Consider the following 24,739-nt stretch of genomic DNA (forward strand, 5'->3'; position numbering starts at 1 on the left):
GCAACTCAGCTTATGAACAGCATACGACAGACAGATCTTGTCTCATAAGAAGATGAGAATCTCATCTTAGGTCGCAAACCGTTCGAAAGAATGAAAATCGGCCTAAAAAGCGAACTATTTAAAAGAATACTCAGAAAATCGTTCGTTTTTTCAAATTGACATGGCACGTTAGTTGGTAGTAAACTAGGAAAGCGGGAAATAAAGCCGCACTAATTGAAAATGTCGAATCAACTCGTATAAAATCAGGGATAAGGCCTGGAAGTATCTACCCAAAAACCATGAATTTTTGGACTACGAGGAAGCGAATGAGGGGAACCATAGGAAATGATGGTCTTTTTGCATTCGGTTCTTTTGCTGTCCAGCGTATAGAATCGTGAATTCTAGCTCTGGGCATTTTTTATTTTTATGGCATACATGTTTATAAGTCGACGTTCAGAAAGAGGTTTAAGATGACGGTACGTGTTGGTGTTATTATGGGAAGCCAGTCGGATTGGGAAACGATGAAGCATGCTTGTGATATGTTGGACGAACTAGGTGTAGCGTATGAGAAGAAGGTTGTCTCTGCGCATAGAACGCCGGATCTGATGTTCGATTATGCAGCATCGGCTATCGAACGTGGGCTACAAGTCATTATTGCCGGAGCAGGCGGTGCGGCGCATTTACCAGGAATGGTAGCAGCCAAAACGGAGCTTCCGGTTATTGGTGTTCCAGTCAAAACGTCCACGTTGAATGGTATGGACTCTTTGCTCTCTATTGTACAAATGCCAGGCGGTATTCCGGTTGCTACGGTTGCTATCGGCCATGCGGGTGCAACGAACGCAGGCTTGCTCGCTGCGCAAATTCTGGGCGCTTTTGATCCAGAGATCCAAGCGAAAGTGAAAGCACGCCGCGCGCGTATCACACAAACGGTGCTGGAAAGCAGTGACCAGCTATGAGCGAGGCATCCAGCGGTAAGGTGATCCAGCCAGGAGGCACAATCGGCATCCTTGGCGGCGGGCAATTAGGGCGCATGCTTACGCTAGCCGGACGCAACATGGGGTATCGCTTCGTAACGCTTGATCCGACAGAGGACGCGCCTTGCGGCCAAGTCGCGGATCAGATTCAAGCGAATTTCGACGACGTGGAGGCAGCTAGAAGGCTTGCCGCACTATCGGACGTGATCACGTACGAATTCGAAAACGTCGACGCACAGGTCACCAACATCTTGATGGAAGAGTCCTATGTTCCACAAGGCAGTCATCTTTTATACACGACACAGCACCGTCTTCGCGAGAAAAGAGCAATTGAAGCGGCAGGCGTTCCAGTAGCGCCTTATGCGGAGATCACAAGCGAAGCGGAGCTGCGGGAAGCAGCCGAGCGCTTCGGTACACCATGCGTACTCAAAACCGCTACTGGCGGTTATGACGGCAAAGGGCAATGGGTGCTTCGCTCCTTAGATGAAGTTACTGAAGCTTACGAAACGTTAAGCCGTGCCAAAACGGAGCTGGTTCTCGAACAATTTATTCATTTTGACAAGGAATTATCCGTTATTGCAGCTAGAAGTCCACGCGGCGAGGTAAAGGCATTTCCTGCTGCTGAAAATATACATGTACATAATATTCTGCACGAATCCATCGTACCGGCACGTATTCCTGTGCCCGTGCAGAAGGCAGCCGAAGAACTGGCAATTCGCATTGCTGAGTCTCTCGGTGTCATCGGGCTCATTGCGGTTGAGCTATTCCTAACCAAGGATGGTCAACTATATGTGAATGAGCTTGCGCCACGCCCGCATAATTCTGGGCATTATACGATGGAAGCTTGCCGGACCTCACAGTTCGAGCAGCACGTACGCGCGATTTGTAACTTGCCTCTGGGTTCAACGGAATTGTTGACACCAGTGGTCATGGTCAACTTGCTAGGTGAACACATTGCACCGCTGCACGATCAACTTGCTGAGCCGGGCTTCTTAGAAAATGAAGCATTAGGCGTTTCTGCCAAACTTCATTTGTACGGCAAGAAAGAAGCGAAAGAGAGACGCAAGATGGGTCATATTAACCTTTTAACAGATGATGTTGAGAAAGCATTGACTTGGATAGAACAGACAGGCATTTGGGAAAGTAAGTAAATGAAACTTATTGGAGGAACGGAAACATGATTGAACGTTATACACGCCCCGAAATGGCACGCATTTGGACAGAAGAAAATAAATTTAACGCATGGTTGGAAGTTGAAATTCTTTCTTGCGAAGCTTGGTCTGAGCTTGGTGTAATTCCGAAAGAAGATGTAAAAGTATTGCGCGAGAAAGCAAGCTTCAACATCGACCGTATTTATGAAATCGAGCAAGAGACGCGCCACGACGTGATCGCCTTCACAAGAGCGGTTTCCGAGACATTAGGACCTGAGCGTAAATGGGTTCACTACGGCTTAACGTCCACAGACGTTGTTGATACAGCACTTGGTTACTTGCTGCGTCAAGCGAACGAAATTTTGGACAAAGACATCCAGAACTTCATCGAAATCCTTCGCAATAAAGCGATTGAACATAGAGATACAGCAATGATGGGTAGAACGCATGGTGTTCATGCAGAGCCAACGACGTTTGGTTTGAAAATGGCGCTATGGTACGAAGAAATGAAACGTAACCTAGAGCGTTTCCGCTTTGCCGCTGATGGCGTGCAATTCGGTAAAATCTCTGGAGCAGTTGGGACGTATGCAAACATCGATCCGTTCGTTGAAGAGTATGTATGCGGCAAGCTTGGAACCAAAGCAGCGCCAATCTCCACACAAACACTACAACGTGACCGTCACGCAGAATACATGGCTACATTAGCATTGGTAGCGACATCCCTAGACAAATTTGCTACGGAAATCCGCGCACTTCAAAAGAGTGAGTTCCGCGAGGTTGAAGAGCCGTTTGCAAAAGGTCAAAAAGGTTCCTCCGCGATGCCGCACAAACGTAACCCAATCGGTTGCGAGAGCATTTCGGGTCTGTCTCGTGTGATTCGTGGACACATGGTGTCCGCGTACGAGAACGTAACACTTTGGCATGAGCGCGACATTTCGCACTCCTCCGTTGAGCGTATTATTTTACCGGATGCAACGCAATTGTTGAACTATATGTTGAACCGTCTAGGCAACATCATCAAGAACCTTACGGTGTTCCCTGAAAATATGAAACGCAACATGCGCAGCACGTATGATGTTCCTTTCTCTGGCCGCGTGATGACGAAGCTGATCGACAAAGGCTTTGCTCGTGAGCAAGCATACGACACGGTACAGCCGAGAGCGATGCAAGCATGGGAAGAGCAACGCTCCTTCCGCGAAATCGTAGAGAATGCATCGGTAATTACCGAAGTGTTAAGCCCAGAAGAAATCGCAGATTGCTTCGATCCTAGCTGGCATTTGAAACATGTAAGCACGATCTTTGACCGTCTTGGTTTGAACTAGAAGATATTGAATTAACAGATAGATTTGAAGGGGAAGGGTGTGGAATTCGTGGCAAACGCAAGCGTGATCGTAGATACAGCTGAGGAAATGATTAATGCGCCGCTGGTGCACAAAGGCAAAGTACGTGAACTGTATGATCTTGGCGATAGCTTTTTGATCGTGGTAACGGATCGGATTTCGGCTTTTGATTACATCTTGAAGCCTGGCGTTCCGGATAAAGGGTATGTACTCAATGCTTTGAGTAAGTACTGGTTCGGAATTACCAGCGGTTATATGAACAATCACATCATCCACACGGATGTTGAGAAACTTCAAGCGATTATTCCAAGTGCCGCTGATCGTGAACTGTTGAAGGAACGTATTATTGTAGCGAAAAAGGCAGAGCGCATCTCCATCGAGTGCGTGGTTCGCGGCTACATTACGGGGAATGGCTGGAGACAGTACGAAAGTACTGGTGAAATCAATGGCCGCAAATTGCCTGAAGGCTTGCGCAAGAACGAGCGTTTGAACGATCCGATTTTCACACCTGCAGCGAAAAATGATGTGGGTCACGATGAGGACATCTCCATTGAACAAATGATCGAGCTTGTTGGCGAAGATCTGACGTATGCCCTCCAAGAGCGCAGCATCATGCTGTACACGCTGGCGCATAGCATCTGCGAACAAAAAGGGATCATTTTGGCAGATACGAAGTTTGAATTCGGTTTTTATGCGGGTGAACTTATTATTATTGATGAGATCTTTACACCGGATTCTTCTCGTTACTGGTCACAAGAGAAATACGCCTTGGATGTCGAGATCGATTCCATGGACAAAGAGCCTGTTCGCACCTATTTAGCGGGATCAGGTTGGGATAAAAATAGTGAACCGGATGAGCTTCCAGCAGCTGTTGTGGAAGAGACTTCGAACCGATATAAAGAAATTTTGCACCGCTTGGTTGACTAAAATTAATACTGAGGAGCGATTTCACGATGAAAGCAACAGTTTATGTAACGATTAAACAGAACGTATTGGACGTGCAAGGAACGGCAGTACAAGGAGCACTTCACTCCATGGGCTTTGAAGAAGTTGGCAAAGTGCGTATCGGTAAATATTTGGAGCTTGAGCTTGGGACAACAGACAGAGCAGAAGCGGAAGCACGCGTTAAAGCAATGTGCGAGAAGCTGCTTGCAAACACAGTTATTGAAGACTACCGTTACGAATTGGTGTAATCAACCATTAAAGCACAACTTTTAGGAGGAAAAACCATGAATTTTGCGGTTCTTGTGTTCCCGGGATCGAATTGCGATATCGACTTGTACAAAGCGATTGAAGATACAATTGGTCAACCAGTTGACTATGTGTGGCATACGGACGGCGACTTGTCCAAATACGATTGCATCCTAGTACCAGGAGGATTCTCTTACGGGGACTACCTGCGTTGTGGAGCGATTGCTCAGTTTACGAACGTGATGAAAGCTGTCGTGAAGGCTGCGGAAGAAGGCAAATACATTCTAGGTATTTGTAACGGATTCCAAGTGTTGACGGAAGCTCGCTTATTGCCAGGCGCATTGCTGCGCAATAACGGCATGAAATTCCGCTGTCACCAAGCGGTTCTGAAAGTTGAAAACAACACAACGGCGTTCACACGTGATTATGCCGAAGGTGAATTGATCAACATTCCGATCGCTCACGGTGAAGGCAACTACTACTGTGACGATGCTACACTAAAAGAATTGCAAGAAAACAACCAAATCGTGTTCCGTTATGAAGCGGGCAACAACCCGAACGGATCACTTGATGATATCGCTGGAATCAGCAACAAAGCAGGGAACGTAGTGGGTATGATGCCCCATCCAGAGCGCGCCATTCATGAGATTCTAGGCTCCGCAGACGGTAAGAAAATGTTCACATCAATTCTAAGTGCTTGGAGGGAAAAACATGACGCAGCAGCTATCCGCTAAGGAACCATCTCCGGAGCAAATCGCGGAACAGAAGATTTACAAGCAAATGGGTGTAACCGACGAGGAGTTTGCTAAGATTTGTGGTTTCCTTGGACGTACTCCGAACTATGTAGAAATCGGCGTATTCAGCGTAATGTGGTCCGAGCACTGTTCTTACAAAAATTCCAAACCTGTTCTTCGTAAATTCCCAGTAACAGGACCTCGCGTTCTTATGGGACCTGGTGAAGGTGCAGGGATTGTAGATATCGGGGACAACCAAGCGGTTGTTTTCAAAATCGAAAGTCATAACCACCCTTCCGCAATCGAGCCTTACCAAGGCGCGGCGACAGGTGTGGGTGGTATTATTCGTGATATTTTCTCCATGGGCGCTCGCCCAGTTGCTCTACTTAACTCCTTACGTTTCGGTAAATTGGAAAATGACCGTGTGAAATACTTGTTCGAGCACGTTGTCTCCGGTATCGCTGGATATGGTAACTGTATCGGGATTCCAACGGTTGGCGGCGAAGTGATGTTCGACGAGAGCTATGAGGGTAACCCGCTCGTTAACGCAATGTGCGTGGGTCTGATCGACCACGACATGATCCAACGCGGTGTTGCCAAAGGTGTTGGCAACCCTGTCTTCTACGTAGGCCCAGCAACAGGCCGCGACGGTATCCACGGTGCGACATTCGCATCCGAGGAATTGACAGCTGAATCCGAAGCGAAGCGTCCAGCGGTTCAAGTTGGCGATCCGTTCATGGAGAAGCTAGTTCTAGAAGCTTGCTTAGAGTTAATCGATTCCGGCATCGTGCTAGGAATTCAAGATATGGGTGCAGCGGGACTTACATGTTCCAGCGCTGAGATGGCAAGTAAAGCGGGTAACGGCATGGAGTTGTATCTGGATGAAGTTCCACAACGCGAAGAAGGCATGACAGCTTATGAAATGATGTTGTCTGAGTCCCAAGAGCGTATGCTTTTCGTTGTTGAGCCGAAGGATGAAGCGCAAGCTAAAGGCATCTTCGAGCGTTGGGGCTTGCACTGCGCGAAAGTCGGTAAGGTTACTGACGACGGTTTCTTGAAGCTAATCCACCACGGTGAAGTCGTGGCGAACATGCCTGTTGGCGCACTCGTTGACGAGTGCCCGGTTTACAATAAGCCAAGCAAAGTGCCGGCTTATTATGAAGAGAGCGCAGCGATCGATACAACACGTTACCCAGAGGTAACGAAGTTGACGGAAGCGCTGAAATCCGTACTCGCATCCCCAACGGTAGCGAGCAAAGAGTGGGTTTACAACCAGTATGACTACATGGTTCGTACAGAAACAGCTGTACGTCCTGGTTCAGACGCAGCAGTAGTAACGATCCGCGGTACGCGCAAAGGTCTTGCGATGACGACAGATTGTAACGGACGCTATGTATACTTGGATCCAGAAGTGGGCGGACGTATCGCAGTATCCGAAGCAGCACGTAACGTTGTTTGTTCCGGTGCTGAGCCGCTTGCTGTGACGGACAACCTGAACTTTGGTAGCCCGGACAAGCCTGAAATCTTCTGGCAGTTGGAGAAATCCACTGACGGTATGGCGGAAGCTTGCCGCTTCTTGGATACGCCGGTTATCGGCGGAAACGTCTCGCTTTACAACGAGAATGCCAAAGGCGCGATCTACCCAACACCAGTTATCGGGATGGTTGGTCTTGTTCATGATATCGACCATATCACAACGCAAAACTTCAAAAACGAAGGCGACATCATTATCCTGCTAGGCGAGACGAAAGCTGAGCTCGGCGGCAGCGAATTCCAATATGTGATTCACGGTGTAACAGAAGGCCGTCCTCCTGAGTTGGACTTGGCTACTGAGAAACGCCTGCAAAACGCAGTACTCAAAGCGATTCAAGAAGGTCTTGTTGCATCTGCGCATGACTTGTCTGAAGGCGGATTGGCTGTAGCACTTGCAGAAAGCTGTATCAGCGGAAACATGGGCGCAGAAGTTAATGTAGCGTCCGATCTTCGTCCAGATTTCGCATTGTTCAGTGAATCACAATCTCGTATCGTGCTTAGTGCTACACCAGACAAAGCCGATGCCCTTAAGCATTGGATCGCTTCTCAAGGCGTACCTTATCAAGAAATCGGAAAAGTAACAGGTTCTTACCTTACTGTGAAAATCAATGACGAACAGCGTCTCCAGTCTCCTGTAAGCGAGCTGGCGAAAGTCTGGAAGGATGCGATTCCATGTCTAATGGCGTGAAGCAATCCAAGGCCCTGAAGTTACCTGCGGCTCCACTTGTACAATTGGGAGAAGGGCAGCACGAGCTTTGGACAGGAGAATATTACAACGAAGGTATTGGCGGCCAAGGCGGATTGTTCGATAAGCTGAATGAAGAGTGCGGGGTGTTCGGGGTGTATGGTCATCCCGACGCTTCCTCATTGTGCTATTACGGGCTGCATGCCCTTCAGCATCGTGGACAGGAAAGTGCCGGCATTTGTACGGTGGACGAAGGCAAATTTAATTATTATCGCGGTATGGGACTTGCAAAAGAAGTATTTACGAATGATAATTTGCATCCTCTTACGGGCTCAACAGCTGTCGCTCATGTTCGTTATTCAACAGCAGGCGAGAGCAAGCTGGCAAATGCGCAGCCGCTTGTTTTTAAATATCGCGAAGGCGACCTGGCGATTGCGACGAATGGGAACCTGGATAATGCAAATATTATCAAGCGTGAGTTGGAGCGTAAGGGCTCCATTTTCCAAACGACGAGTGATACCGAGGTTATGGCGCATCTGATTGCTCGTTCAGAGCATGATGATATCGTTGATGCGGTTAAGGATGCGATGAAACAAGTCATCGGCGGCTTCGCTTTCCTCATTACGACGAAGGATAAGCTGATTGCAGCGCTTGACCCGAACGGCTTGCGTCCTTTCATGATCGGCCGTCTCGGTGATGCTTACTTATTCGCGTCGGAGAGCTGTGCGTTCGATGCCGTAGGGGCAACCTATTTCCGAGATGTGCAGCCAGGAGAAATCATCGTGATCGATCGTGATGGCTTCCGTTCAGAGCAGTTTACAGAGGGCGGTAAGCGCGCGATTTGTGCGATGGAATACATTTACTTCGCTCGTCCTGACAGCGACATCGATACGGTGAATATTCATTCCGCTCGTAAACGGATGGGTAAACGACTAGCGATGGAAGCATTCGTGGATGCGGATGTGGTAACAGGCGTGCCGGATTCCAGTATTTCGGCTGCGATTGGCTTTGCGGAACAAACCGGGATTCCTTACGAGCTGGGTCTGATCAAGAACCGCTACACAGGCCGGACGTTCATCATTCCAAGCCAAGAGCTTCGTGAGCAAGGTGTCAAAATGAAGCTGAGCGCCGTTCGTAAGGTGGTCGAAGGCAAGCGTGTCGTGATGATCGATGACTCCATCGTTCGTGGGACAACGTCCTTACGCATCGTCAACCTGCTTCGTGAAGCGGGAGCAACAGAGGTTCATGTGCGGATTTCTTCACCGCCTTTTATGAACCCTTGTTACTACGGGATTGATACACCGGACCGCAAAGAGCTCATCGCGGCGATGAATTCGATCGAAGAGATTCGCAAGGCGATCAACGCGGATTCCCTTCATTTTCTAACGAAGGAGGGGCTGTTAGATTCGATCGGACAAGGTCCATCGGGTAAAGAAAGCGGATATTGTACGGCTTGCTTCGATAACAGCTATCCAACAGAAATCGTTGATGTGACGAAGGTCGGTTGTGCTTGTGATTAAAAACTGAATACGTGGCAGAGTTGAGTCACGGATTTAGGCAAAAGAGAGAAAACGGGGGTCTAGCGACCTCCCCCATATATAGACAAACTAAGGAGTGTTGGTCAGTGTCGGATGCTTATAAAAAGGCTGGCGTCGATATCGCGGCGGGGAACGAAGCAGTAGAACGGATGAAAAAGCACGTTAAACGGACATTCCGTCCTGAAGTGTTAACAGATCTCGGTGGCTTCGGCGGGCTGTTCAGCTTGAATAAAGACAAGTATGAGGAGCCTGTACTCGTATCGGGTACGGACGGCGTGGGCACGAAGCTGAAGATCGCTTTTGCCATGGATAAGCATGATACGATTGGGATCGACGCGGTTGCGATGTGCGTGAATGATATTATCGTTCAAGGCGCGGAGCCATTGTTCTTCCTCGACTATCTCGCTTGTGACAAAGTCATTCCAGAGAAAATTGAAGCGATTATTAAAGGGATCGCCGACGGTTGCGCGCAATCTGGTTGCTCACTAATCGGTGGCGAAACGGCGGAAATGCCGGGCATGTATGCACAAGGGGAGTATGACATTGCTGGCTTTACGGTTGGAATCGTCGACAAGAAAAAAATCATCGACGGAACAACGATCCGTCCTGGAGATGTCGTGCTAGGACTAGCTTCAAGCGGTGTGCACAGTAACGGGTTCTCGCTTGTGCGTAAGCTTTTGCTAGAAGATAACGGTTATACCCTTCAAGGGCATGTAGAAGAGCTTGGCGATAAGCTTGGTAACGTGTTGCTTGAGCCAACGAAGCTGTATGTGAAGCCAGTTCTAGCTATGTTGGAAGACGTAGCGATCAAAGGTATGGCGCATATCACAGGCGGCGGTTTCATCGAAAATATCCCGCGCGTTCTGCCAGATGGCGTGAACGTGGATATCCAATACGGATCATGGCCGATCCTTCCGATTTTCTCCTTGATGCAGCGTGTGGGTAACATCACGAACAATGATATGTTCCGCACGTTCAACATGGGAATCGGGATGGTTGTCATTGTAGCAGCTGACGATGCAGAGAAAGCCATTGCTGCAGCGGAAGCGCAAGGCGAAAAAGCATACCGTTTAGGCGTTGTGACAGAAGGCGAGCGTGTAGTTACGTTCCAAGGAGCTGACGTCTAATGCAGCCTTATCGCATTGCGGTTATGGCTTCAGGCAGCGGCTCGAATTTCCAGGCTATTGTGGATCAGGTACAGAAGGGGAAGCTTGATGTCAGCATCGAGCTTCTTGTCTGTGACCGCCCAAAGGCATTCGTTATTGAGCGTGCCAAGGAAGCGAAGGTGCCTGTCTTTGCCTTCAACCCAAAGGAATACGAAAGCCGTGAGGCGTATGAGACGCTTATTTTGAAAGAGCTGCAGGATCGCCAGGTCGATCTGGTCGTGATGGCAGGCTACATGCGGATTATTACGAATGTGCTGGTTGAGCCTTTTTTCGGGCGGATGATCAACATTCATCCTTCTTTGTTGCCTTCGTTCCCCGGCGTGCGCGCTGTGGAACAGGCGGTTGATTATGGCGTGAAGCAGACCGGCGTCACGGTGCATTTTGTCGATGGCGGGCTGGACTCCGGCCCGATCATTGCGCAGCGTGCCGTGGAAATCCACGAGCACGAGACAGCAGATTCGCTCACGGAGCGAATCCACGCGGCTGAGCACGTGCTGCTGCCGCAGGTTGTGCGGTGGCTGCGCGAGGGCCGCGTGAGCTTGGACGGCCGCAGGGTTAGCGTGCGGAAGTAGGGTTTCCAGCTGTAACGGTGAAAAACGCGCTTACCAGCGTTGCGAAGAGCCGAACTGAGCCGTTAACCGAGCTGTAACGGTGAAAAACACGCTTACAGCGTTGCGAAGATCCGAACTGAGCCGTTTACGGGGGAATGTTCAATCCCCGAGTGTTTAATTTGTGGCGTTCCTTCAACTGTTGCATTTTAGGACAAACGTTGTTCGTCGAGGAACTTGGAGTAGCTGAATGATCTGAAATCCCTCACTGAGGGATTCAATTTTGCACTCATCTCTGCACGCATCTTTGCACTCATCTTTACATTTTTTTCAGTCTATTCACTCATTCACATACAATTCCATTCCCTAAGGAGGAAGCAAAGTGGCAATCAAAAGAGCACTGATCTCCGTTTTCGATAAAACGGGCATCGTTGAATTCGCGAGCGAGCTGTCAAAGCTGGGCGTTGAGATCATTTCCACAGGCGGTACGCTTAGTTTGTTAAAGGATAAAGGGGTGCCGGTTATCGGTATTTCCGAGGTTACAGGGTTTCCAGAAATCATGGATGGCCGTGTGAAGACACTTCATCCGAACGTACATGGCGGACTTTTGGCTGTTCGTGACAACGAAGAGCACCAAGCAAGCATGAAAGAGCTTGGCTTGGAGTACATTGATCTGGTTGTCGTGAATTTGTATCCTTTTGCAGAGACGATTGCTAAGCCTGATGTGACGTACGAAGATGCGATCGAAAACATCGATATCGGTGGACCTACCATGCTTCGTTCCGCAGCGAAAAACCATGCTTTCGTTTCCGTTATCGTTGACACGACTGACTATGCGAAAGTTCTGGAAGAAGTCCAAGAGACTGGCGACACTACGCTAGAGACACGTAAACGTCTTGCGGCAAAAGTGTTCCGTCACACTGGCGCTTACGATGCTTTGATTGGCGACTATTTGACTGGCCTCCAAGGCGAGCCTTACCCAGAGCGTTACACAGTGACGTATGAGAAAATGCAGGAGCTTCGCTACGGCGAGAACCCGCACCAAAGCGCAGCGTTCTACCGTAAGCCGAATGCAGCTGCTGGCAACATCACAACGGCTGAACAATTACACGGTAAGGAATTATCATACAACAATATCAATGACGCGAATACAGCTCTTCAAATTGTAAAAGAGTTCAGCGAGCCTGCGGTTGTTGCGGTTAAGCACATGAACCCTTGCGGCGTGGGTATCGGTACGAACGTGCTCGAAGCTTACACGAAAGCATACAATGCAGACCCAACGTCCATCTTCGGTGGAATCGTAGCTGCGAACCGTGCGATCGACGAAGCAACAGCACAATTACTGCATGAGATTTTCTTGGAAATCGTCATCGCGCCAGATTTTACACCAGAAGCACTTGAGATTCTGGCTAAAAAGAAAAACATCCGCCTACTCAAAGTAGCCGGTTTGGATACAATTGCTGGTCGTGAGTCTCAGCCAGTGATTACAACAGTTGAAGGCGGTATGCTTGTACAAGCTAGCGACGCTTACCAACTGACAGAAGCAGATCTGAAAGTCGTTTCCGAGCGTCAACCGACAGCGGAAGAGATGAAGCAATTGCTTTTCGCATGGAAAGTCGTTAAGCACGTTAAATCCAATGCCATCGTACTTGTGGCTGATGATATGACAGTTGGTGTAGGCGCGGGTCAAATGAACCGTGTCGGCGCAGCAAAAATCGCGATCGAGCAAGCTGGCGACAAGTCCAAAGGTTCCGTCCTTTCGTCCGATGCCTTCTTCCCGATGGGCGATACGCTCGAAATGGCAGCAAAAGCAGGCATCACTGCAGTGATCCAGCCAGGCGGCTCCATCAAAGACGAAGAGTCCATTCGCGTTGCTAACGAAAATGGCATTGCAATGGTCATGACAGGCGTACGTCACTTTAAACACTAAAACAATTGAGAATGCTCACGTTCGTAAGTGGACCGTGGGCATTCCCCATGAGAGGGGTTTCCATAAATGCGTGTATTAGTTATTGGACGTGGCGGACGTGAGCATGCGATTGTATGGGCACTAAGCAAAAGCCCGAAAATCAGCAAACTGTTCTGCGCACCAGGAAACGGCGGGATTGCAGGTTTAGCGGAATGCGTGCCGATTACTGAGCTTCAGTTCGAGGAGATCAGTACATTTGCCAAGGAGCAAGCGATTGACTTGGTTATGGTCGCGCCTGATGATCCGTTAGCGGCAGGATTGGTTGATCATTTGGAGTCAAAAGGCATCGCAGCATTCGGCCCTCGCGCCAACGCAGCGATCATTGAAGGCAGCAAAGTGTTTATGAAGCAGCTGCTCAAAAAATACAGCATCCCTACGGCGGCTTACGAGTCTTTTGACGCGTATGAGCCGGCACTTGCTTACTTGCGCTCGCAAACGGCGCCAATCGTAATCAAAGCGGACGGTTTAGCAGCAGGTAAAGGCGTAACGGTTGCTCAAACGATGGAAGAAGCGGAAGCTGCGCTGAAAGACATCATGGTGGGTCAAGTGTTTGGTAAATCCGCAGGCGCAAGCGTCGTGATCGAGGAATTCCTGACAGGACAAGAAATGTCCTTGCTGGCATTCGTTGATGGTTCGACGGTGCGTTTGATGGTACCTTCGCAGGATCATAAGCCGATTTTTGACAACGATAAAGGACCGAATACAGGCGGAATGGGAACATACTCCCCACTTCCACATATTCCTGAGTCCATCGTGCAAGAAGCACTTGTGAACATCGTTCAGCCTACGGCTGATGCGATGGTGGCAGAAGGCCGTCCGTTCAAAGGCGTGCTGTATGCGGGTCTGATTTTGACTCCTAACGGTGTGAAAACAATTGAGTTCAACGCGCGCTTCGGTGATCCGGAGACGCAGGTGATTTTGCCGCGTTTGAAAACGGATTTGCTGGATATTTTCCTAGCGATCAACAACGGCACGTTGGCTGAGCAGCCAATCGAGTGGAGCGAACAAGCCGCAGTATGCGTGATCGTTGCTTCACCAGGCTACCCTGGTCCATATCCGAAGGGATTGCCGATTACTGGCTTAGATCAAGTGCAGGATTCCCTAGTGTTCCACGCAGGTACAGCAGTTGATGAGAACGGGCAAATCGTTACCAACGGTGGACGTGTACTCGGTATTACAGGGCTTGGCAAGGACATCGTAGAAGCTCGTCAGAAGGCTTATGCGGATGCGGATCGGATTCATTTTGAAGGTAAGCATTACCGGACAGATATTGCGATGAAGGCATTGAGATAGGTTGTAGGAACGGCGTCTAGACAACATAAAAACACAGTCCTCTTAGAAGCGAATACCCGGTTAGGGCGTGCGCGTGGGGGCTGTGTTTTTTCATGTGCGGTGGCGGGGGCAGAGAGGATGGAGTAAGTGGAGTAGATGAAACGGACGTGTAGTAAGAGTAGATGAAACGGACGTGTAGTAAGAGTAGATGTGGTGCTGCAGCAAGTGAATGAGCCTCCGTGCGCCGATTAGATGTATTTTCTACAGTTAATTTAGTGGAATTTACTCATTTTCTGCAACTAGCTGGATTTCCTCCAGTTAATTTAAGGTGTTTCAGCCATCTAAGTGGAAAACGATCAGAAATAGCTGTAGATTTTCCATCTAAGTCCGATAATAAGAGGGATGGCTGAGAAATAGCTGTAGGTTATCCAGTTACTTCTTATCCCAGCCGCGAATATACTTGCTTCTGTTCTTGTAGACGAAAAAACACGCCAATAAAGCAAGAATAACTAATGAAATCGACAGCCAGTGATCAGTGAAATAATGCCAAAGTGCCAGCATAGCGGAACCTCCCAAATGTGGAGAAGCATGGTAGTGTTTAGTTTTGCGATTGGCGGTTGTTTTTATACAGAGCATAGAGAGAAGAGGGGGAATTACCGATGTGTTATAAAAGAATGCTGATACTCTCTGCGGTCATATCGCTTGTTGGAGTGTTGGCTGGTTGTGGAGATAAACAGCCTGTACCCGTGGCGTTGCCTACGACGGAGGCTGAACTGAGTGCTTCGCCGCAGGCCACAGCAGCGCAGGCAACAACGGCTGCGCCCTCCGAGGTGCAGGCGGCAGTTACGAATACGCCTTCCCCAACAGCGGCTCCGACGCCTGCCGCAACGCCAGTAACGAAGCCAACACTAACGACGACAGCTGCACCAACCACACTGCCGAGTGTCCCTAAGAGCAATAAGCTTGTGATGATCGACCCCGGACATCAACGGGTCGGTAATAACACGCCTGAGCAAGTCGGGCCAGATACGCGGGAAACGAAGGCCAAGGTCAGCTCCGGCACAGTTGGGGTACGCACGAAAAAGCCAGAGTATGTGCTCAATCTGGAGGTATCCTTGCTGCTTAAAGCCGAGTTAACGAGGCGGGGGATCCATGTTATGATGACGCGCGAGACGCATGACGTGGATATTAGCAACAAGCAGCGTGCGGATATGGCGAATGAGGTGGGAGCAGCGCTGGTAGTTCGGATTCATGCAGATGGTGACGCCTCGGCAAGTACGAAGGGATTTTCGGTCTTGTACCCGTCAGCTGCGCAACCAGCTGTTAAGTCAATCGCAGCGGAAAGTAAGCAGGCCGCTGGTTTTGTCCTAACTGGTTTGCAGCAAGCGACAGGCCAGAAGGGACGCGGCCTTGCAGCGCGAGATGATCTGAGCGGCTTCAACTGGTCAAAGGTACCCGTCGCACTCGTTGAGATCGGGTTTATGACGAATCCCGAAGAGGACGAGCTGATGTCGGAAGAGGCGTATCAACAGAAGCTTGCCATGGGCATTGCAGATGGGATTGAGCAGTTTGTGAACGGTAAGTGAGGAAGACGGACCGCAGTGTGGTTTTATTTTCACAGATTCGAGAATAATGTAGATAATTGGCACTGATTTGTTTGTGGGAGGGGGTGCTGCTGTGCTGCCTGCATTTTTTATTGCGCATGGCTCACCGAATTTGGCGATTGAGCAGCATGCGTATACGGAGTTTTTGCAAAGACTTGCGATGTCGCTTCCAAAACCTAAAGCTATCGTTGTGTTCAGTGCGCATTGGGAAAGCGCTGTGCAGAAGATCAGCTCGGCCATCGAACCTGAGATGATGTACGATTTCTCGGGCTTCTCGGAAGAACTTTATGACATTAACTATCCGGCCAAAGGGGATCTTACCTTAAGCCTCCATATCCAGCAGTTGTTTCAGCAAGAGGGCATACGCTGTGAGCTGAATGACAGGCGAGGCTTGGACCATGGAGCTTGGGCGCCGCTCTCCATTATGTATCCTAATGCGCAGATTCCGGTTGTGACACTTTCGGTTAACCCACGGCTAACGCCCGAGGAGCATTACCGAATTGGTGCTGCGCTAGGCTCCCTGCGGGAAGAGCAAGTGCTGATCATTGGAAGTGGCGGAACGGTTCACAATCTAAGCAAGTTGGATTATAACAATCCGGTGCCGCAGCTATGGGCCGTGGAGTTCGATGAGTGGCTAGCGGAGCAGCTAGAAACGTGGAATTTGGAGGCGCTGATTCGCTATGACGAACGAGCGCCGCATGCGCGGGAGGCGGTGCCGACGCCAGAGCATTTTGCGCCATTGCTAGTCGCGATGGGAGCAGGTGACGCTTCACGGAGCGCGAAGCTGCTGCACCATAGCTTTCAGATGGGCAGCCTGAGCCTATGCTGTTGGATGTTCGGCAGTCTACGCATGCGTAAGCAGGAGACTTAGGCTCGTCTCTGTAGATGGATGCCGGCTCAATCCAGAAACCGCCCCTTATGCTCCGGCTTCGGCAGCATGCAATGCTCGGTCTTGCCGAACCAGCGATAGCGGTTGCGTGCGATGAAGCTGTATCCGAGGTTGCGGATCGGAGCTGGGATTACGATGGCCGCGTAGGCGAGTGGCCAAGCGCCTCGCAAACGCCGTGCTATACGCAAAGCGGCTGAGCTGCGCGTATAAGCGCGATTGCCTTCGATCAGCACAATGGTGCTGAGTCGATCTAGCGGCAGCTTGTGCTCGGCGAGCAGTCGTTGTCCTGTCTCCGACTGAAGAGAAGCGAAGTGAAACACGCCCTTCGGGTCGTTTCGCAGGATGAATTGCACGCTGCTACTGCAGAGCAGGCATACCCCGTCGAACAAAATGATAGATGAATGAGGAGTGAGATTCGACATGGTGTCTCCTTTGGGCTGCACATTTTGAATGTAACCATCTCTATTATACGTTGGTGTCACTATATAGCAACACTGGCTCTTTCTCAAAGATTTCATATTGTTTTTATGCGTAACATGGACAATAATATACCTATACAGGTATAGGGAAGGAAGGGTGTCTATGAAATACGATGATGATGTGAAGAAGCGTTTAAAGCGTATGGAAGGCCAGATTCGTGGGATTTTACGGATGATGGAAGAAGAACAGGATTGTAAAGATGTCGTAAGCCAAATCTCTGCTGTTCGCAGTGCTGCTGATAAAACGATTGCCACCGTTGTTGCTGTCAATTTGGAGAATTGCATTATGGAGGAAAAAGAAGCGGGTAGAGACACAAGTAAGCTGGTCAAGCAGGCTGTAGAATTGTTAGTTAAAAGCCGTTAATGTGTTTAAGAAAAGAGGCAGGTCATGGATAGTAATATGATTTTCAATCTCGTTGCGCTAGGTTTTATTGTTTGGTTCTTCTACTCACGTTTTGCAGGGGTCAAAGGGCTGCACAATCTGTCGTCCGAACAATTTCAAGAGGCTTTAACAAAGGACAACCATAAGCATGTACTGATCGATGTGCGTGAGCCTGGTGAAGTGAAGCAAGGATATATCCCGGGAGCGGTTAATATCCCTTTGTCGACTATGGGGAGAAGATTGGCCGAGATTCCTAAGGATCGACCAGTCTATCTTTACTGCCGAAGTGGCATGAGAAGCAAGCAAGCCGCGAAGCTCCTACGGAAGCATGGTTTTAACGAGTTGTCTCATCTGAAGGGCGGTATCATGTCCTGGAATGGTAAGCAAACGCAATAAGTAAAAAAGTCATTAGCCCTCCGGCCAATGACTTTTTTTGCGCGCCATGATTATTCATGGAAGCTATGCCGACCGATTCGACCTTTGTCCTTTTGAAAATAAGCATGGAGGAAGAACTCCATCACACCATAAGCAAGAGCTACGATCGTCATATCCGTAAAAGTTAGGGACCAATCGTAGAAGTGCCTTTCCACGAGCCAGAAGTAGGCATAAGTTAATAACATATCGGCCAGTACAGCAGCCATGTTATTCGTAAGTCTTAAAAACAGTTGATCAACAACGACGTAGGTAAGGAGGGAAAACGTATACGTAGCAGAAAGTGCCCCCATAAATGTAGCATCTGTAAGGTACATCAAGATGGGAACTATGATGATGCCATTTATCAAAAGTTTTAAGAGCAACTTCCCTAACATGGCCAACATGGTCTCGCCTTCTTTCATTCAAGGTATGCAGTACTGATCTTAATATGGCTTCTGCATACTTGAACTATGCTTGTTCTACCGATTCAAAGTAAACAAATAATTATATTTACTTGCATGCTTGAGCTCATCAAGGATAATACCAAAGACTGTATCCTTATAGATGCCATAAGGGAGCCCGAACCAGATTTTACGATATTTCTCTACCGCTGATAGTTCGCCTTGAAGGGCCTTTTGAATGCCTTCTGAATACGTGCGTACAGGCTGGTACTGCTCATTGCTAACCCCATAGACATCATGACCGGTCAACTCCCGATACATGCTGCGAAACATGGCGTTATGACTGCGTTCATCATCACGTATGGATGTAATGATTGCGGCTTGTTCAGGGGTAGGTGCGAGCTTGATCAGTTGATCATAGAATAATTCATCGTTCCGCTCATCTTGCACCGCGGCTTTGATTAATTCTAGGGCTTGCTGATATCCTACGTTCCACACAGGTTGAAAGGTGTTGCGATAATCATACGGATATGTCCAATACATAAATGCTCCTCCAAGACTAGGCTTTTAGCTCAGCATATGTGTGAAAGCCTAAAGGGGTTCAATAGTTTGGGGATTGGTATAGAGGGGGTTGACGAAAAGCAAAAGTTTTATTATAGTATACATATACCCCAACGGGTATACGTATATATCTTAGGTGAGTATCATGAAGTAATATTCTAATACATGAGTAATAGTCATTTTTTTTTGCTCGAAATAATACCCCATGGGGTATATGAAAGTGGGCTTTGGATTTCAATCTTATTCTAGGGAGGAAATAAACAATGGTAAATGGAGTTCAATTGCAAGGAATGAGCGCCGCTGTATTAGCGAAAAAGGTATTAAATAACGAACCGATTTTCATCTTAGACGTACGTAACGAAAGCGACTTTAAGGATTGGAAAATCGAAGGTCATCATGTTCATATCCTAAACACACCCTATTTTGATTTGATCGATGGGGTAGAAACTGTTGTAGATCAACTTCCAGATGATAAAGAAATTTTGGTCGTGTGTGCCAAAGAAGGCTCTTCGAAATTTGTTGGGGAACAATTGATCGAACAAGGGAAACAACATGTTTCTTACTTAGTAGGAGGCATGAAATCCTGGAGTGAGCATCTAGAGCCCGTAAAAGTTGGTGATTTGCAAGATGGTGGAGAAATATTTCAATTTATCCGCATAGGTAAAGGCTGCTTGTCATACATGGTGATCTCGAACGGTGAAGCGGCCATCATTGATGGCGTCCGAATGACAGAAGTTTTTGAGAACTTTGCCCAAGATAAAAATGTAACCATTAAACATACGATTGATACGCATCTTCACGCTGATCACATCTCCGGTGGACGGCAATTAGCTGAAAAAACAGGAGGCACGTATTGGTTGCCGCCAAAAGATGCAGAAGAAGTCGTGTTTAACTACGCGAAGCTTGAGGAAGGAAACCGTATTGTAGTTGGGGATACCGAAATTCAGATACAACCTATTTATTCGCCTGGACATACGATCGGAAGCACCTCGTTAATCGTTGACAATCAATTCTTGCTTTCTGGAGACATTTTATTCGTTAAATCAATTGGTCGTCCTGATCTCGCGGGTAAAGCAGAGGATTGGGTAACAGACCTTAGAACAACGTTGTATGAGCGTTATAAGCAATTGTCCCATGACTTAATCGTGCTTCCTGCCCATTTTGGCAAGTTTACGGAGCTGGGAGAAGGAGGTCAAGTCTCTGCCCGCCTTGGAGATTTATATAAGGAAAATCCAGGGTTGAATATTGGAGAGGAAACGGCCTTCCGTCGTACCGTTACTGAGAATTTACCACCACAGCCGAATGCATACCAAGAAATACGTCAGACAAATATGGGGAAGTTAACGCCAACAGACGAGGAACAGCGAGAAATGGAGATTGGACCTAATCGTTGCGCAGTTCATGATGCTTAAATCACTACTTACTTCATAGACAGGAGGCAACAACGATGTATAAAGAGCAAATGCCGGAAGAGGTTATGGGAAGAATCAACAGAAAAGAAAATATCGTTATTCTGGATGTGCGGGAACAGGATGAGTGGGAGTCTGGTCACATTCCAGGTGCCAAACATATTCCGTTAGGGCAAATTGCAAGAGCGCTCAACGAAATGGATCCAAAGCAAGAAACGATCGTCGTCTGTCGCAGCGGTAACCGCAGCGGGCAAGCATGTGATTTCCTCTCTTCGGTGGGTTATAACGTGCTTAATATGCCAGGCGGCATGTCGAAATGGACTGGGGAAATAACTTACGGTAAATAAGTATTTTAAATATATGGAGGTAATGTTCATGTCAACACTGCAAGTGAATCGAGTAATCGAATGTGAAGGTCTTGCGTGTCCGCTGCCAGTCGTTCGCACCAAAAAGGCGATGGATGAAATGAATGCAGGTGAAGTATTGGAAATACGTGCAACAGATAAAGGCTCGGTAGCCGACCTGAAGAGTTGGTCCAGCCGTACAGGGCATCAGTACCTAGGCTTAAAAGAAGAAAACGGCGTGTTTCACCACTTTATTCGCAAAGCCGAGTCGGCGGATACGAAGGCTGAAAAAAAATATCCCCATATAGCTACAAATGAAGAGGTTCAAACCAAACTTGTTTCAGGAGAGACAATCCATATTATCGATGTTCGAGAACCCGCTGAATATGCATTTGGGCGCATTCCGGGTGCCATCTCAATCCCTCTAGGTCAATTGGAAGAAAAAATAACGGAGCTTGATCCTAGCAAAGCCTATTATATAGTATGCCGTACTGGAACTCGAAGTGATATGGCTTGTCAAATCCTATCCGACAAGGGGTTTCATCATGTTAAGAACGTAACGCCTGGCATGACGGAATGGATCTATGATCAAGAACAAGATTAATTATAAAAAGGAGACGAATTAACATGACAACTAAAAAAGTAGCTCTTATTGCATCATCAGGTGGTCTGGAGACAGCCTATAAAGTATTGAACATCGCAACAGCGGCGGCAGCATTGGATGCGGAGGTAGCCATTTTCTTTACTTTCGAAGGCTTGTCCATTATTCATAAGGAGTCGGAACACATGCTGCAGCTGAAGCCAGGTAATGAAGGAATGGTAGAAGGCTTTAAGAAAGCAAATGTGCCATCCGTGAAAGAGCTTATGGATATCGCCAAAGAATCTGGGGTACGTCTGATCGGTTGTCAGATGACAATCGACGTCATGGGTCTGGATAAAGAACATTTCATCGAAGGCATTGAACTTGGGGGCGCCGCGACATTCCTAGACTTTGCTTTTGATGCACAAGTGAGCTTGAACTTCTAAGAGAAATTAGCACTTACATTTTAAATAATAAGGAGAGATTATCATAATGACAAACTTAGTTGTAGATGCAAAAGGACTTGCTTGTCCAATGCCGATTGTTAAAGCAAAAAAAGGGATGGATTCTCTGGAATCTGGACAGATTATGGAGCTTCAAACAACCGATAAAGGTTCTATGAAGGACTTTCAAGCGTGGGTAAACCAAACGAAGCATGAACTCCTTGAATCCAAAGAAGACAACGGTGTATTCACCTTTATTGTTAAGAAGGGGTAAGGAAAGTTGAAGAGGGCTATCACTTCATGCTGTGGTAGCCCTCTTAAAGTCCTTAATAGGAGAAAGCAGAATTTTTTTTGCCTTATTAAATACCCGTATGGGTATGCATGAATAAAAGGGGGATGATTTTAATGATAGAAAATAAGGAAAAATCAACGATTGTACTTTTTAGCGGTGAATTGGACAAGGCTATTGCTGCATTTATTATTGCCAACGGTGCAGCTGCTTATGACCACGAAGTTACGATGTTCTTTACCTTTTGGGGACTTAATGCGCTGCGTAAGGATGAATCCGTTCTGATCAAAAAAGGATGGTTGGAATCCATGTTCGGAAAAATGATGCCGCGTGGTGCGAACAAGTTAGGGTTATCCAAAATGAATTTCGGAGGGCTAGGTCCCAAGATGATTAAGCATGTGATGAAAAAGCATAATGCGCTGACATTGCCGCAGCTCATTGAATTAGCACAAGAGCAAGGTGTTAAGCTAGTGGCTTGTACAATGACAATGGATCTGCTTGGTTTGCAAAAGGAAGAACTTCTTGATGGTATTGAGTATGCAGGGGTAGCAGCTTATTTAGGTGACGCGGCAGATGCCAAAGTGAATTTATTTATTTAAGAGTAAAAGATAAGAACTTAGAAATGAGGTTTTAAATATGTCTACTAATGCCATCATTAATATCGTGATAGGGATTCTTCTCGTCTGGTTTGTGTATACCCGACTCGCTGGAATCAAGGGACTTAGGAATTTAACGTCCGTTCAATTTCAAGATGAATTGAAGCTAAACCTTAACGGAGTATTAATTGATGTCCGTGAACCTAGTGAAGTAAAACAAGGATATATTGCGGGAGCGAAAAATATTCCCTTATCTCAAATGAAACAACGACTCGGGGAGATCCCCATAGATAAAAGTGTATTTTTGTATTGTCGCAGCGGAATGAGAAGCAAACAAGGGGCTCGAATTCTACACAAGCATGGTTTCCGAGATCTAGCACACTTGCAAGGTGGCATCATGTCTTGGAGAGGGAAATTAACCAAATAATTTTTTGATCATTAAATACCCATACACGTAAACGTAATGGCAATTGGAGCATAGAAGACACAAGGAGGTCTTGTAAATGGCATTAATTCAAGTCTCGGATCGTGATTTTGAAGAGATCGTTATGAAGTCTAAAGTTCCTGTACTTGTCGATTTTTACGCAGATTGGTGTGGACCCTGCCGACTAGTCGCCCCCATGCTGCAGGAATTGAGCGAGGAATTACATGATCGTGCGGTGATTGTAAAAGTAAATGTGGATGATAATCCAATGACCGCAAGCGAGCAGCATATCATGAGTATTCCGACAATGAAGCTTTTTAAAGATGGCAAGATGGCAGCCATGATGATTGGATTGCAGCCCAAAAATGAACTTACAAAAATGATTCATGATCTCATGCAGGATGGAGATCACAGATAGGAGGAGAAAGCTATGGATTATGGGTGGATTATTCTATTGTTCGGTATTGGTTTTATTGGATCCCTAATCTCTGGTATGGTTGGAATTGGAGGTTCCATCATCAAGTATCCGATGCTCTTGTATATTCCGCCAGCCATGGGTTTTGCAGCATTTACGGCCCATGAAGTATCGGCAATTAGTGCGGTCCAAGTCTTTTTCGCGACACTTTCAGGCATGTTAGCCTTTCGAAAAGGAGGGTATATCAATAAATCCCTTGTATTCATCATGGGGGGAACCATCGTTATTGGCAGCTTTCTCGGGGGGTATGGTTCCAAGTTTCTATCCGACTCCTTCATTAACATCACCTATGCAGTTCTGGCTCTGATCGCAGCGATTATGATGTTTCTTCCCAAAAAAGGACAGGAAGACATGGACTTTGACAAGGTGAAGTTTAATAAACCGGTTGCGGCGGTCTTCGCGGCTATTATCGGAGTTGTTTCGGGTATTGTTGGAGCGGCTGGCGCGTTTATTACCGTACCTGTCATGCTGGTCATTCTGAAAATTCCGACACGTGTAGCTATTGCTTCTTCCCTAGCCATTACATTTATCTCTTCGATAGGCTCAACTGCCGGAAAAGTAGCGGGAGGACATATACTTCTTGTTCCGTCGGTTGTTATGGTTATTGCAAGTATCATCGCAGCTCCAATTGGAGCTAAAATCAGCAAGAAATTGAACGCCAAGCTGCTTCAATGGATTTTGGCTGCACTCATTGTGGCAACAACGGTTAAAATATGGATGGATATTTTAAGCAAATAGAGACCCCTGTTTTTTTTCTACTCTTTGGATACCCTAGTACATATGGGTTAGAATACTAGGCTAAACAAGGAGGATGAAGGAGATGTTCCATTATACCATTGAAACGGATAAGTCCGTGGATGAAGTGATCGAGGCGTTGACAACCAATTTATATAAAGAGCATTTCGGTATACTGTGGAAATTTAACATCCAAGAAAAGCTCCAAGAGAAAGGCCTCGAGTTTGATGAGCCATATATTATTTTGGAGGTTTGCAATCCTTTCGAAGCAAAACGCGTATTAAGCGAACATGCAGTAGCGGGTTACTTTTTGCCTTGTAAAATTGCTGTATATGTGGAAAAGGGTACAACTAAAATCGGAATGCCTCGGCCAACGAACTTGATCGGGATGGTTGAAATGGATGCTTATGACCAGCTGTTGGAGATTGCTCAAGATGTGGAAAAACGTCTTATCAACTGTCTGGATAGGAGTATATAAGCTAGTAGTCTGATGCAGCTAAGCAGCGGTGGGGCTTTAAAAGGGTACAGTTGGTAAAGCTGGCAACGATTATCTCGTTGTCGGCTATTTTTTTGTCAAAATAGATAAAATCGGATAACGATGTATAAATCGTCTCGTATCTTTGACCACCGGATT

The 24,739-nt window shown here is 47.4% G+C and carries 30 protein-coding genes and 1 riboswitch; of the genes, 26 read left to right on the plus strand and 4 right to left on the minus strand.

The window, feature by feature from the left end:
• The first annotated feature begins 212 nt into the window (after positions 1 to 212).
• Positions 213 to 314, plus strand: a riboswitch (purine riboswitch).
• A 135-nt stretch (positions 315 to 449) separates the two neighbouring features.
• The 12 genes from purE to purD all read left to right on the plus strand — a co-directional run bounded on the left by purE (position 450) and on the right by purD (position 14,101).
• Entirely contained in the window at positions 450 to 935 is a 486-nt protein-coding gene (gene purE / locus ACSQ8P_RS03300; protein ID WP_065850549.1) for a 5-(carboxyamino)imidazole ribonucleotide mutase, read from the plus strand.
• Positions 932 to 2,104, plus strand: coding sequence for a 5-(carboxyamino)imidazole ribonucleotide synthase (purK, locus tag ACSQ8P_RS03305; RefSeq protein ID WP_436233895.1), 1,173 nt, complete (start codon positions 932 to 934; stop codon positions 2,102 to 2,104). Before purE ends, purK begins: the two co-directional genes overlap by 4 nt.
• A 26-nt stretch (positions 2,105 to 2,130) precedes the next feature.
• Positions 2,131 to 3,426, plus strand: coding sequence for an adenylosuccinate lyase (gene purB / locus ACSQ8P_RS03310; protein WP_056612767.1), 1,296 nt, complete (start codon positions 2,131 to 2,133; stop codon positions 3,424 to 3,426).
• Between the two features lie 63 nt (positions 3,427 to 3,489).
• Complete coding sequence (locus ACSQ8P_RS03315; RefSeq protein ID WP_436239445.1) at positions 3,490 to 4,371, plus strand: phosphoribosylaminoimidazolesuccinocarboxamide synthase; 882 nt, start codon at positions 3,490 to 3,492, stop codon at positions 4,369 to 4,371.
• Positions 4,372 to 4,397: 26 nt separating this feature from the next.
• On the plus strand, positions 4,398 to 4,637 hold the full coding sequence (gene purS / locus ACSQ8P_RS03320; RefSeq protein ID WP_028556672.1) for a phosphoribosylformylglycinamidine synthase subunit PurS: 240 nt from the start codon (positions 4,398 to 4,400) through the stop codon (positions 4,635 to 4,637).
• A gap of 36 nt (positions 4,638 to 4,673) precedes the next feature.
• Positions 4,674 to 5,369 carry a phosphoribosylformylglycinamidine synthase subunit PurQ gene (gene purQ, locus ACSQ8P_RS03325; protein ID WP_056612769.1) on the plus strand — a complete coding sequence of 232 codons (696 nt, stop codon included), beginning with the start codon at positions 4,674 to 4,676 and terminating at the stop codon, positions 5,367 to 5,369.
• Positions 5,347 to 7,590, plus strand: coding sequence for a phosphoribosylformylglycinamidine synthase subunit PurL (purL, locus tag ACSQ8P_RS03330; RefSeq protein WP_436233896.1), 2,244 nt, complete (start codon positions 5,347 to 5,349; stop codon positions 7,588 to 7,590). Before purQ ends, purL begins: the two co-directional genes overlap by 23 nt.
• Positions 7,575 to 9,107, plus strand: a complete 1,533-nt coding sequence (purF, locus tag ACSQ8P_RS03335; protein ID WP_436233897.1) for an amidophosphoribosyltransferase — start codon at positions 7,575 to 7,577, stop codon at positions 9,105 to 9,107. The genes purL and purF overlap by 16 nt, the downstream gene beginning before the upstream one ends.
• 104 nt (positions 9,108 to 9,211) lie before the next feature.
• The gene (purM, locus tag ACSQ8P_RS03340) at positions 9,212 to 10,252 is read left to right on the plus strand and encodes a phosphoribosylformylglycinamidine cyclo-ligase (RefSeq protein ID WP_056612773.1); all 1,041 of its coding nucleotides are present in this window, start codon (positions 9,212 to 9,214) and stop codon (positions 10,250 to 10,252) included.
• The gene (purN, locus tag ACSQ8P_RS03345; RefSeq protein ID WP_436233898.1) at positions 10,252 to 10,863 is read left to right on the plus strand and encodes a phosphoribosylglycinamide formyltransferase; all 612 of its coding nucleotides are present in this window, start codon (positions 10,252 to 10,254) and stop codon (positions 10,861 to 10,863) included. The genes purM and purN overlap by 1 nt, the downstream gene beginning before the upstream one ends.
• Before the next feature lie 358 nt (positions 10,864 to 11,221).
• Positions 11,222 to 12,769 carry a bifunctional phosphoribosylaminoimidazolecarboxamide formyltransferase/IMP cyclohydrolase gene (gene purH, locus ACSQ8P_RS03350; protein WP_436233899.1) on the plus strand — a complete coding sequence of 516 codons (1,548 nt, stop codon included), beginning with the start codon at positions 11,222 to 11,224 and terminating at the stop codon, positions 12,767 to 12,769.
• Positions 12,770 to 12,835: 66 nt separating this feature from the next.
• Positions 12,836 to 14,101 (plus strand): phosphoribosylamine--glycine ligase, encoded by a 1,266-nt coding sequence (gene purD, locus ACSQ8P_RS03355; protein ID WP_436233900.1) that lies wholly within the window; start codon positions 12,836 to 12,838, stop codon positions 14,099 to 14,101.
• A 411-nt stretch (positions 14,102 to 14,512) separates the two neighbouring features.
• Here the strand turns inward: purD and ACSQ8P_RS03360 are convergent, their stop codons facing one another.
• A complete protein-coding gene (locus ACSQ8P_RS03360; RefSeq protein ID WP_436233901.1) occupies positions 14,513 to 14,641 on the minus strand; it encodes a hypothetical protein in 129 nt (42 codons plus the stop codon).
• A gap of 98 nt (positions 14,642 to 14,739) precedes the next feature.
• Here ACSQ8P_RS03360 and ACSQ8P_RS03365 point away from each other — a divergent pair, with 98 nt between their 5' ends.
• Both ACSQ8P_RS03365 and ACSQ8P_RS03370 read left to right on the plus strand, forming a co-directional pair.
• Complete coding sequence (locus tag ACSQ8P_RS03365; RefSeq protein ID WP_436233902.1) at positions 14,740 to 15,666, plus strand: N-acetylmuramoyl-L-alanine amidase family protein; 927 nt, start codon at positions 14,740 to 14,742, stop codon at positions 15,664 to 15,666.
• Positions 15,667 to 15,757: 91 nt separating this feature from the next.
• The gene (locus ACSQ8P_RS03370; protein ID WP_436233903.1) at positions 15,758 to 16,555 is read left to right on the plus strand and encodes a DODA-type extradiol aromatic ring-opening family dioxygenase; all 798 of its coding nucleotides are present in this window, start codon (positions 15,758 to 15,760) and stop codon (positions 16,553 to 16,555) included.
• Between the two features lie 26 nt (positions 16,556 to 16,581).
• Here ACSQ8P_RS03370 and ACSQ8P_RS03375 read toward each other — a convergent pair whose 3' ends face one another.
• Positions 16,582 to 17,055 carry a thiol-disulfide oxidoreductase DCC family protein gene (locus ACSQ8P_RS03375; protein WP_436233904.1) on the minus strand — a complete coding sequence of 158 codons (474 nt, stop codon included), beginning with the start codon at positions 17,053 to 17,055 and terminating at the stop codon, positions 16,582 to 16,584.
• 100 nt (positions 17,056 to 17,155) lie between these two features.
• Between ACSQ8P_RS03375 and ACSQ8P_RS03380 the strand changes: the two genes are divergently transcribed.
• Together ACSQ8P_RS03380 and ACSQ8P_RS03385 are read left to right on the plus strand one after the other, a co-directional pair.
• The gene (locus ACSQ8P_RS03380) at positions 17,156 to 17,416 is read left to right on the plus strand and encodes a metal-sensitive transcriptional regulator (protein WP_056612786.1); all 261 of its coding nucleotides are present in this window, start codon (positions 17,156 to 17,158) and stop codon (positions 17,414 to 17,416) included.
• 24 nt (positions 17,417 to 17,440) lie between these two features.
• Positions 17,441 to 17,830 (plus strand): rhodanese-like domain-containing protein, encoded by a 390-nt coding sequence (locus ACSQ8P_RS03385; protein ID WP_056612788.1) that lies wholly within the window; start codon positions 17,441 to 17,443, stop codon positions 17,828 to 17,830.
• Between the two features lie 50 nt (positions 17,831 to 17,880).
• Here ACSQ8P_RS03385 and ACSQ8P_RS03390 read toward each other — a convergent pair whose 3' ends face one another.
• Together ACSQ8P_RS03390 and ACSQ8P_RS03395 are read right to left on the minus strand one after the other, a co-directional pair.
• Positions 17,881 to 18,252, minus strand: a complete 372-nt coding sequence (locus ACSQ8P_RS03390; protein ID WP_436233905.1) for a DUF2512 family protein — start codon at positions 18,250 to 18,252, stop codon at positions 17,881 to 17,883.
• 75 nt (positions 18,253 to 18,327) lie between these two features.
• A complete protein-coding gene (locus tag ACSQ8P_RS03395) occupies positions 18,328 to 18,792 on the minus strand; it encodes a ferritin-like domain-containing protein (RefSeq protein ID WP_436233906.1) in 465 nt (154 codons plus the stop codon).
• A gap of 281 nt (positions 18,793 to 19,073) precedes the next feature.
• Between ACSQ8P_RS03395 and ACSQ8P_RS03400 the strand changes: the two genes are divergently transcribed.
• From ACSQ8P_RS03400 to ACSQ8P_RS03445, 10 genes are all read left to right on the plus strand, one after another.
• On the plus strand, positions 19,074 to 20,222 hold the full coding sequence (locus ACSQ8P_RS03400; protein WP_436233907.1) for an MBL fold metallo-hydrolase: 1,149 nt from the start codon (positions 19,074 to 19,076) through the stop codon (positions 20,220 to 20,222).
• 35 nt (positions 20,223 to 20,257) lie between these two features.
• Complete coding sequence (locus ACSQ8P_RS03405; RefSeq protein ID WP_056612797.1) at positions 20,258 to 20,566, plus strand: rhodanese-like domain-containing protein; 309 nt, start codon at positions 20,258 to 20,260, stop codon at positions 20,564 to 20,566.
• A 28-nt stretch (positions 20,567 to 20,594) separates the two neighbouring features.
• Positions 20,595 to 21,167: a sulfurtransferase TusA family protein gene (locus tag ACSQ8P_RS03410; protein ID WP_436233908.1), complete on the plus strand. Its 573-nt coding sequence runs from the start codon at positions 20,595 to 20,597 to the stop codon at positions 21,165 to 21,167.
• Between the two features lie 23 nt (positions 21,168 to 21,190).
• Complete coding sequence (locus ACSQ8P_RS03415) at positions 21,191 to 21,589, plus strand: DsrE/DsrF/DrsH-like family protein (protein ID WP_056612801.1); 399 nt, start codon at positions 21,191 to 21,193, stop codon at positions 21,587 to 21,589.
• 46 nt (positions 21,590 to 21,635) lie between these two features.
• Positions 21,636 to 21,860, plus strand: coding sequence for a sulfurtransferase TusA family protein (locus ACSQ8P_RS03420; RefSeq protein ID WP_056612803.1), 225 nt, complete (start codon positions 21,636 to 21,638; stop codon positions 21,858 to 21,860).
• 131 nt (positions 21,861 to 21,991) lie between these two features.
• Positions 21,992 to 22,474: a DsrE/DsrF/DrsH-like family protein gene (locus ACSQ8P_RS03425; protein WP_056612805.1), complete on the plus strand. Its 483-nt coding sequence runs from the start codon at positions 21,992 to 21,994 to the stop codon at positions 22,472 to 22,474.
• 37 nt (positions 22,475 to 22,511) lie between these two features.
• A complete protein-coding gene (locus ACSQ8P_RS03430) occupies positions 22,512 to 22,898 on the plus strand; it encodes a rhodanese-like domain-containing protein (RefSeq protein ID WP_436233909.1) in 387 nt (128 codons plus the stop codon).
• 76 nt (positions 22,899 to 22,974) lie between these two features.
• Positions 22,975 to 23,313 carry a thioredoxin gene (trxA, locus tag ACSQ8P_RS03435; RefSeq protein WP_056612809.1) on the plus strand — a complete coding sequence of 113 codons (339 nt, stop codon included), beginning with the start codon at positions 22,975 to 22,977 and terminating at the stop codon, positions 23,311 to 23,313.
• 12 nt (positions 23,314 to 23,325) lie between these two features.
• Positions 23,326 to 24,108 (plus strand): sulfite exporter TauE/SafE family protein, encoded by a 783-nt coding sequence (locus tag ACSQ8P_RS03440; protein WP_436233910.1) that lies wholly within the window; start codon positions 23,326 to 23,328, stop codon positions 24,106 to 24,108.
• A gap of 82 nt (positions 24,109 to 24,190) precedes the next feature.
• The gene (locus ACSQ8P_RS03445; protein WP_436233911.1) at positions 24,191 to 24,583 is read left to right on the plus strand and encodes a DUF302 domain-containing protein; all 393 of its coding nucleotides are present in this window, start codon (positions 24,191 to 24,193) and stop codon (positions 24,581 to 24,583) included.
• Positions 24,584 to 24,739: the final 156 nt, after the last annotated feature.

This window comes from Paenibacillus sp. LjRoot153 (assembly GCF_964253085.1).
GTDB lineage: Bacteria > Bacillota > Bacilli > Paenibacillales > NBRC-103111 > Paenibacillus_E.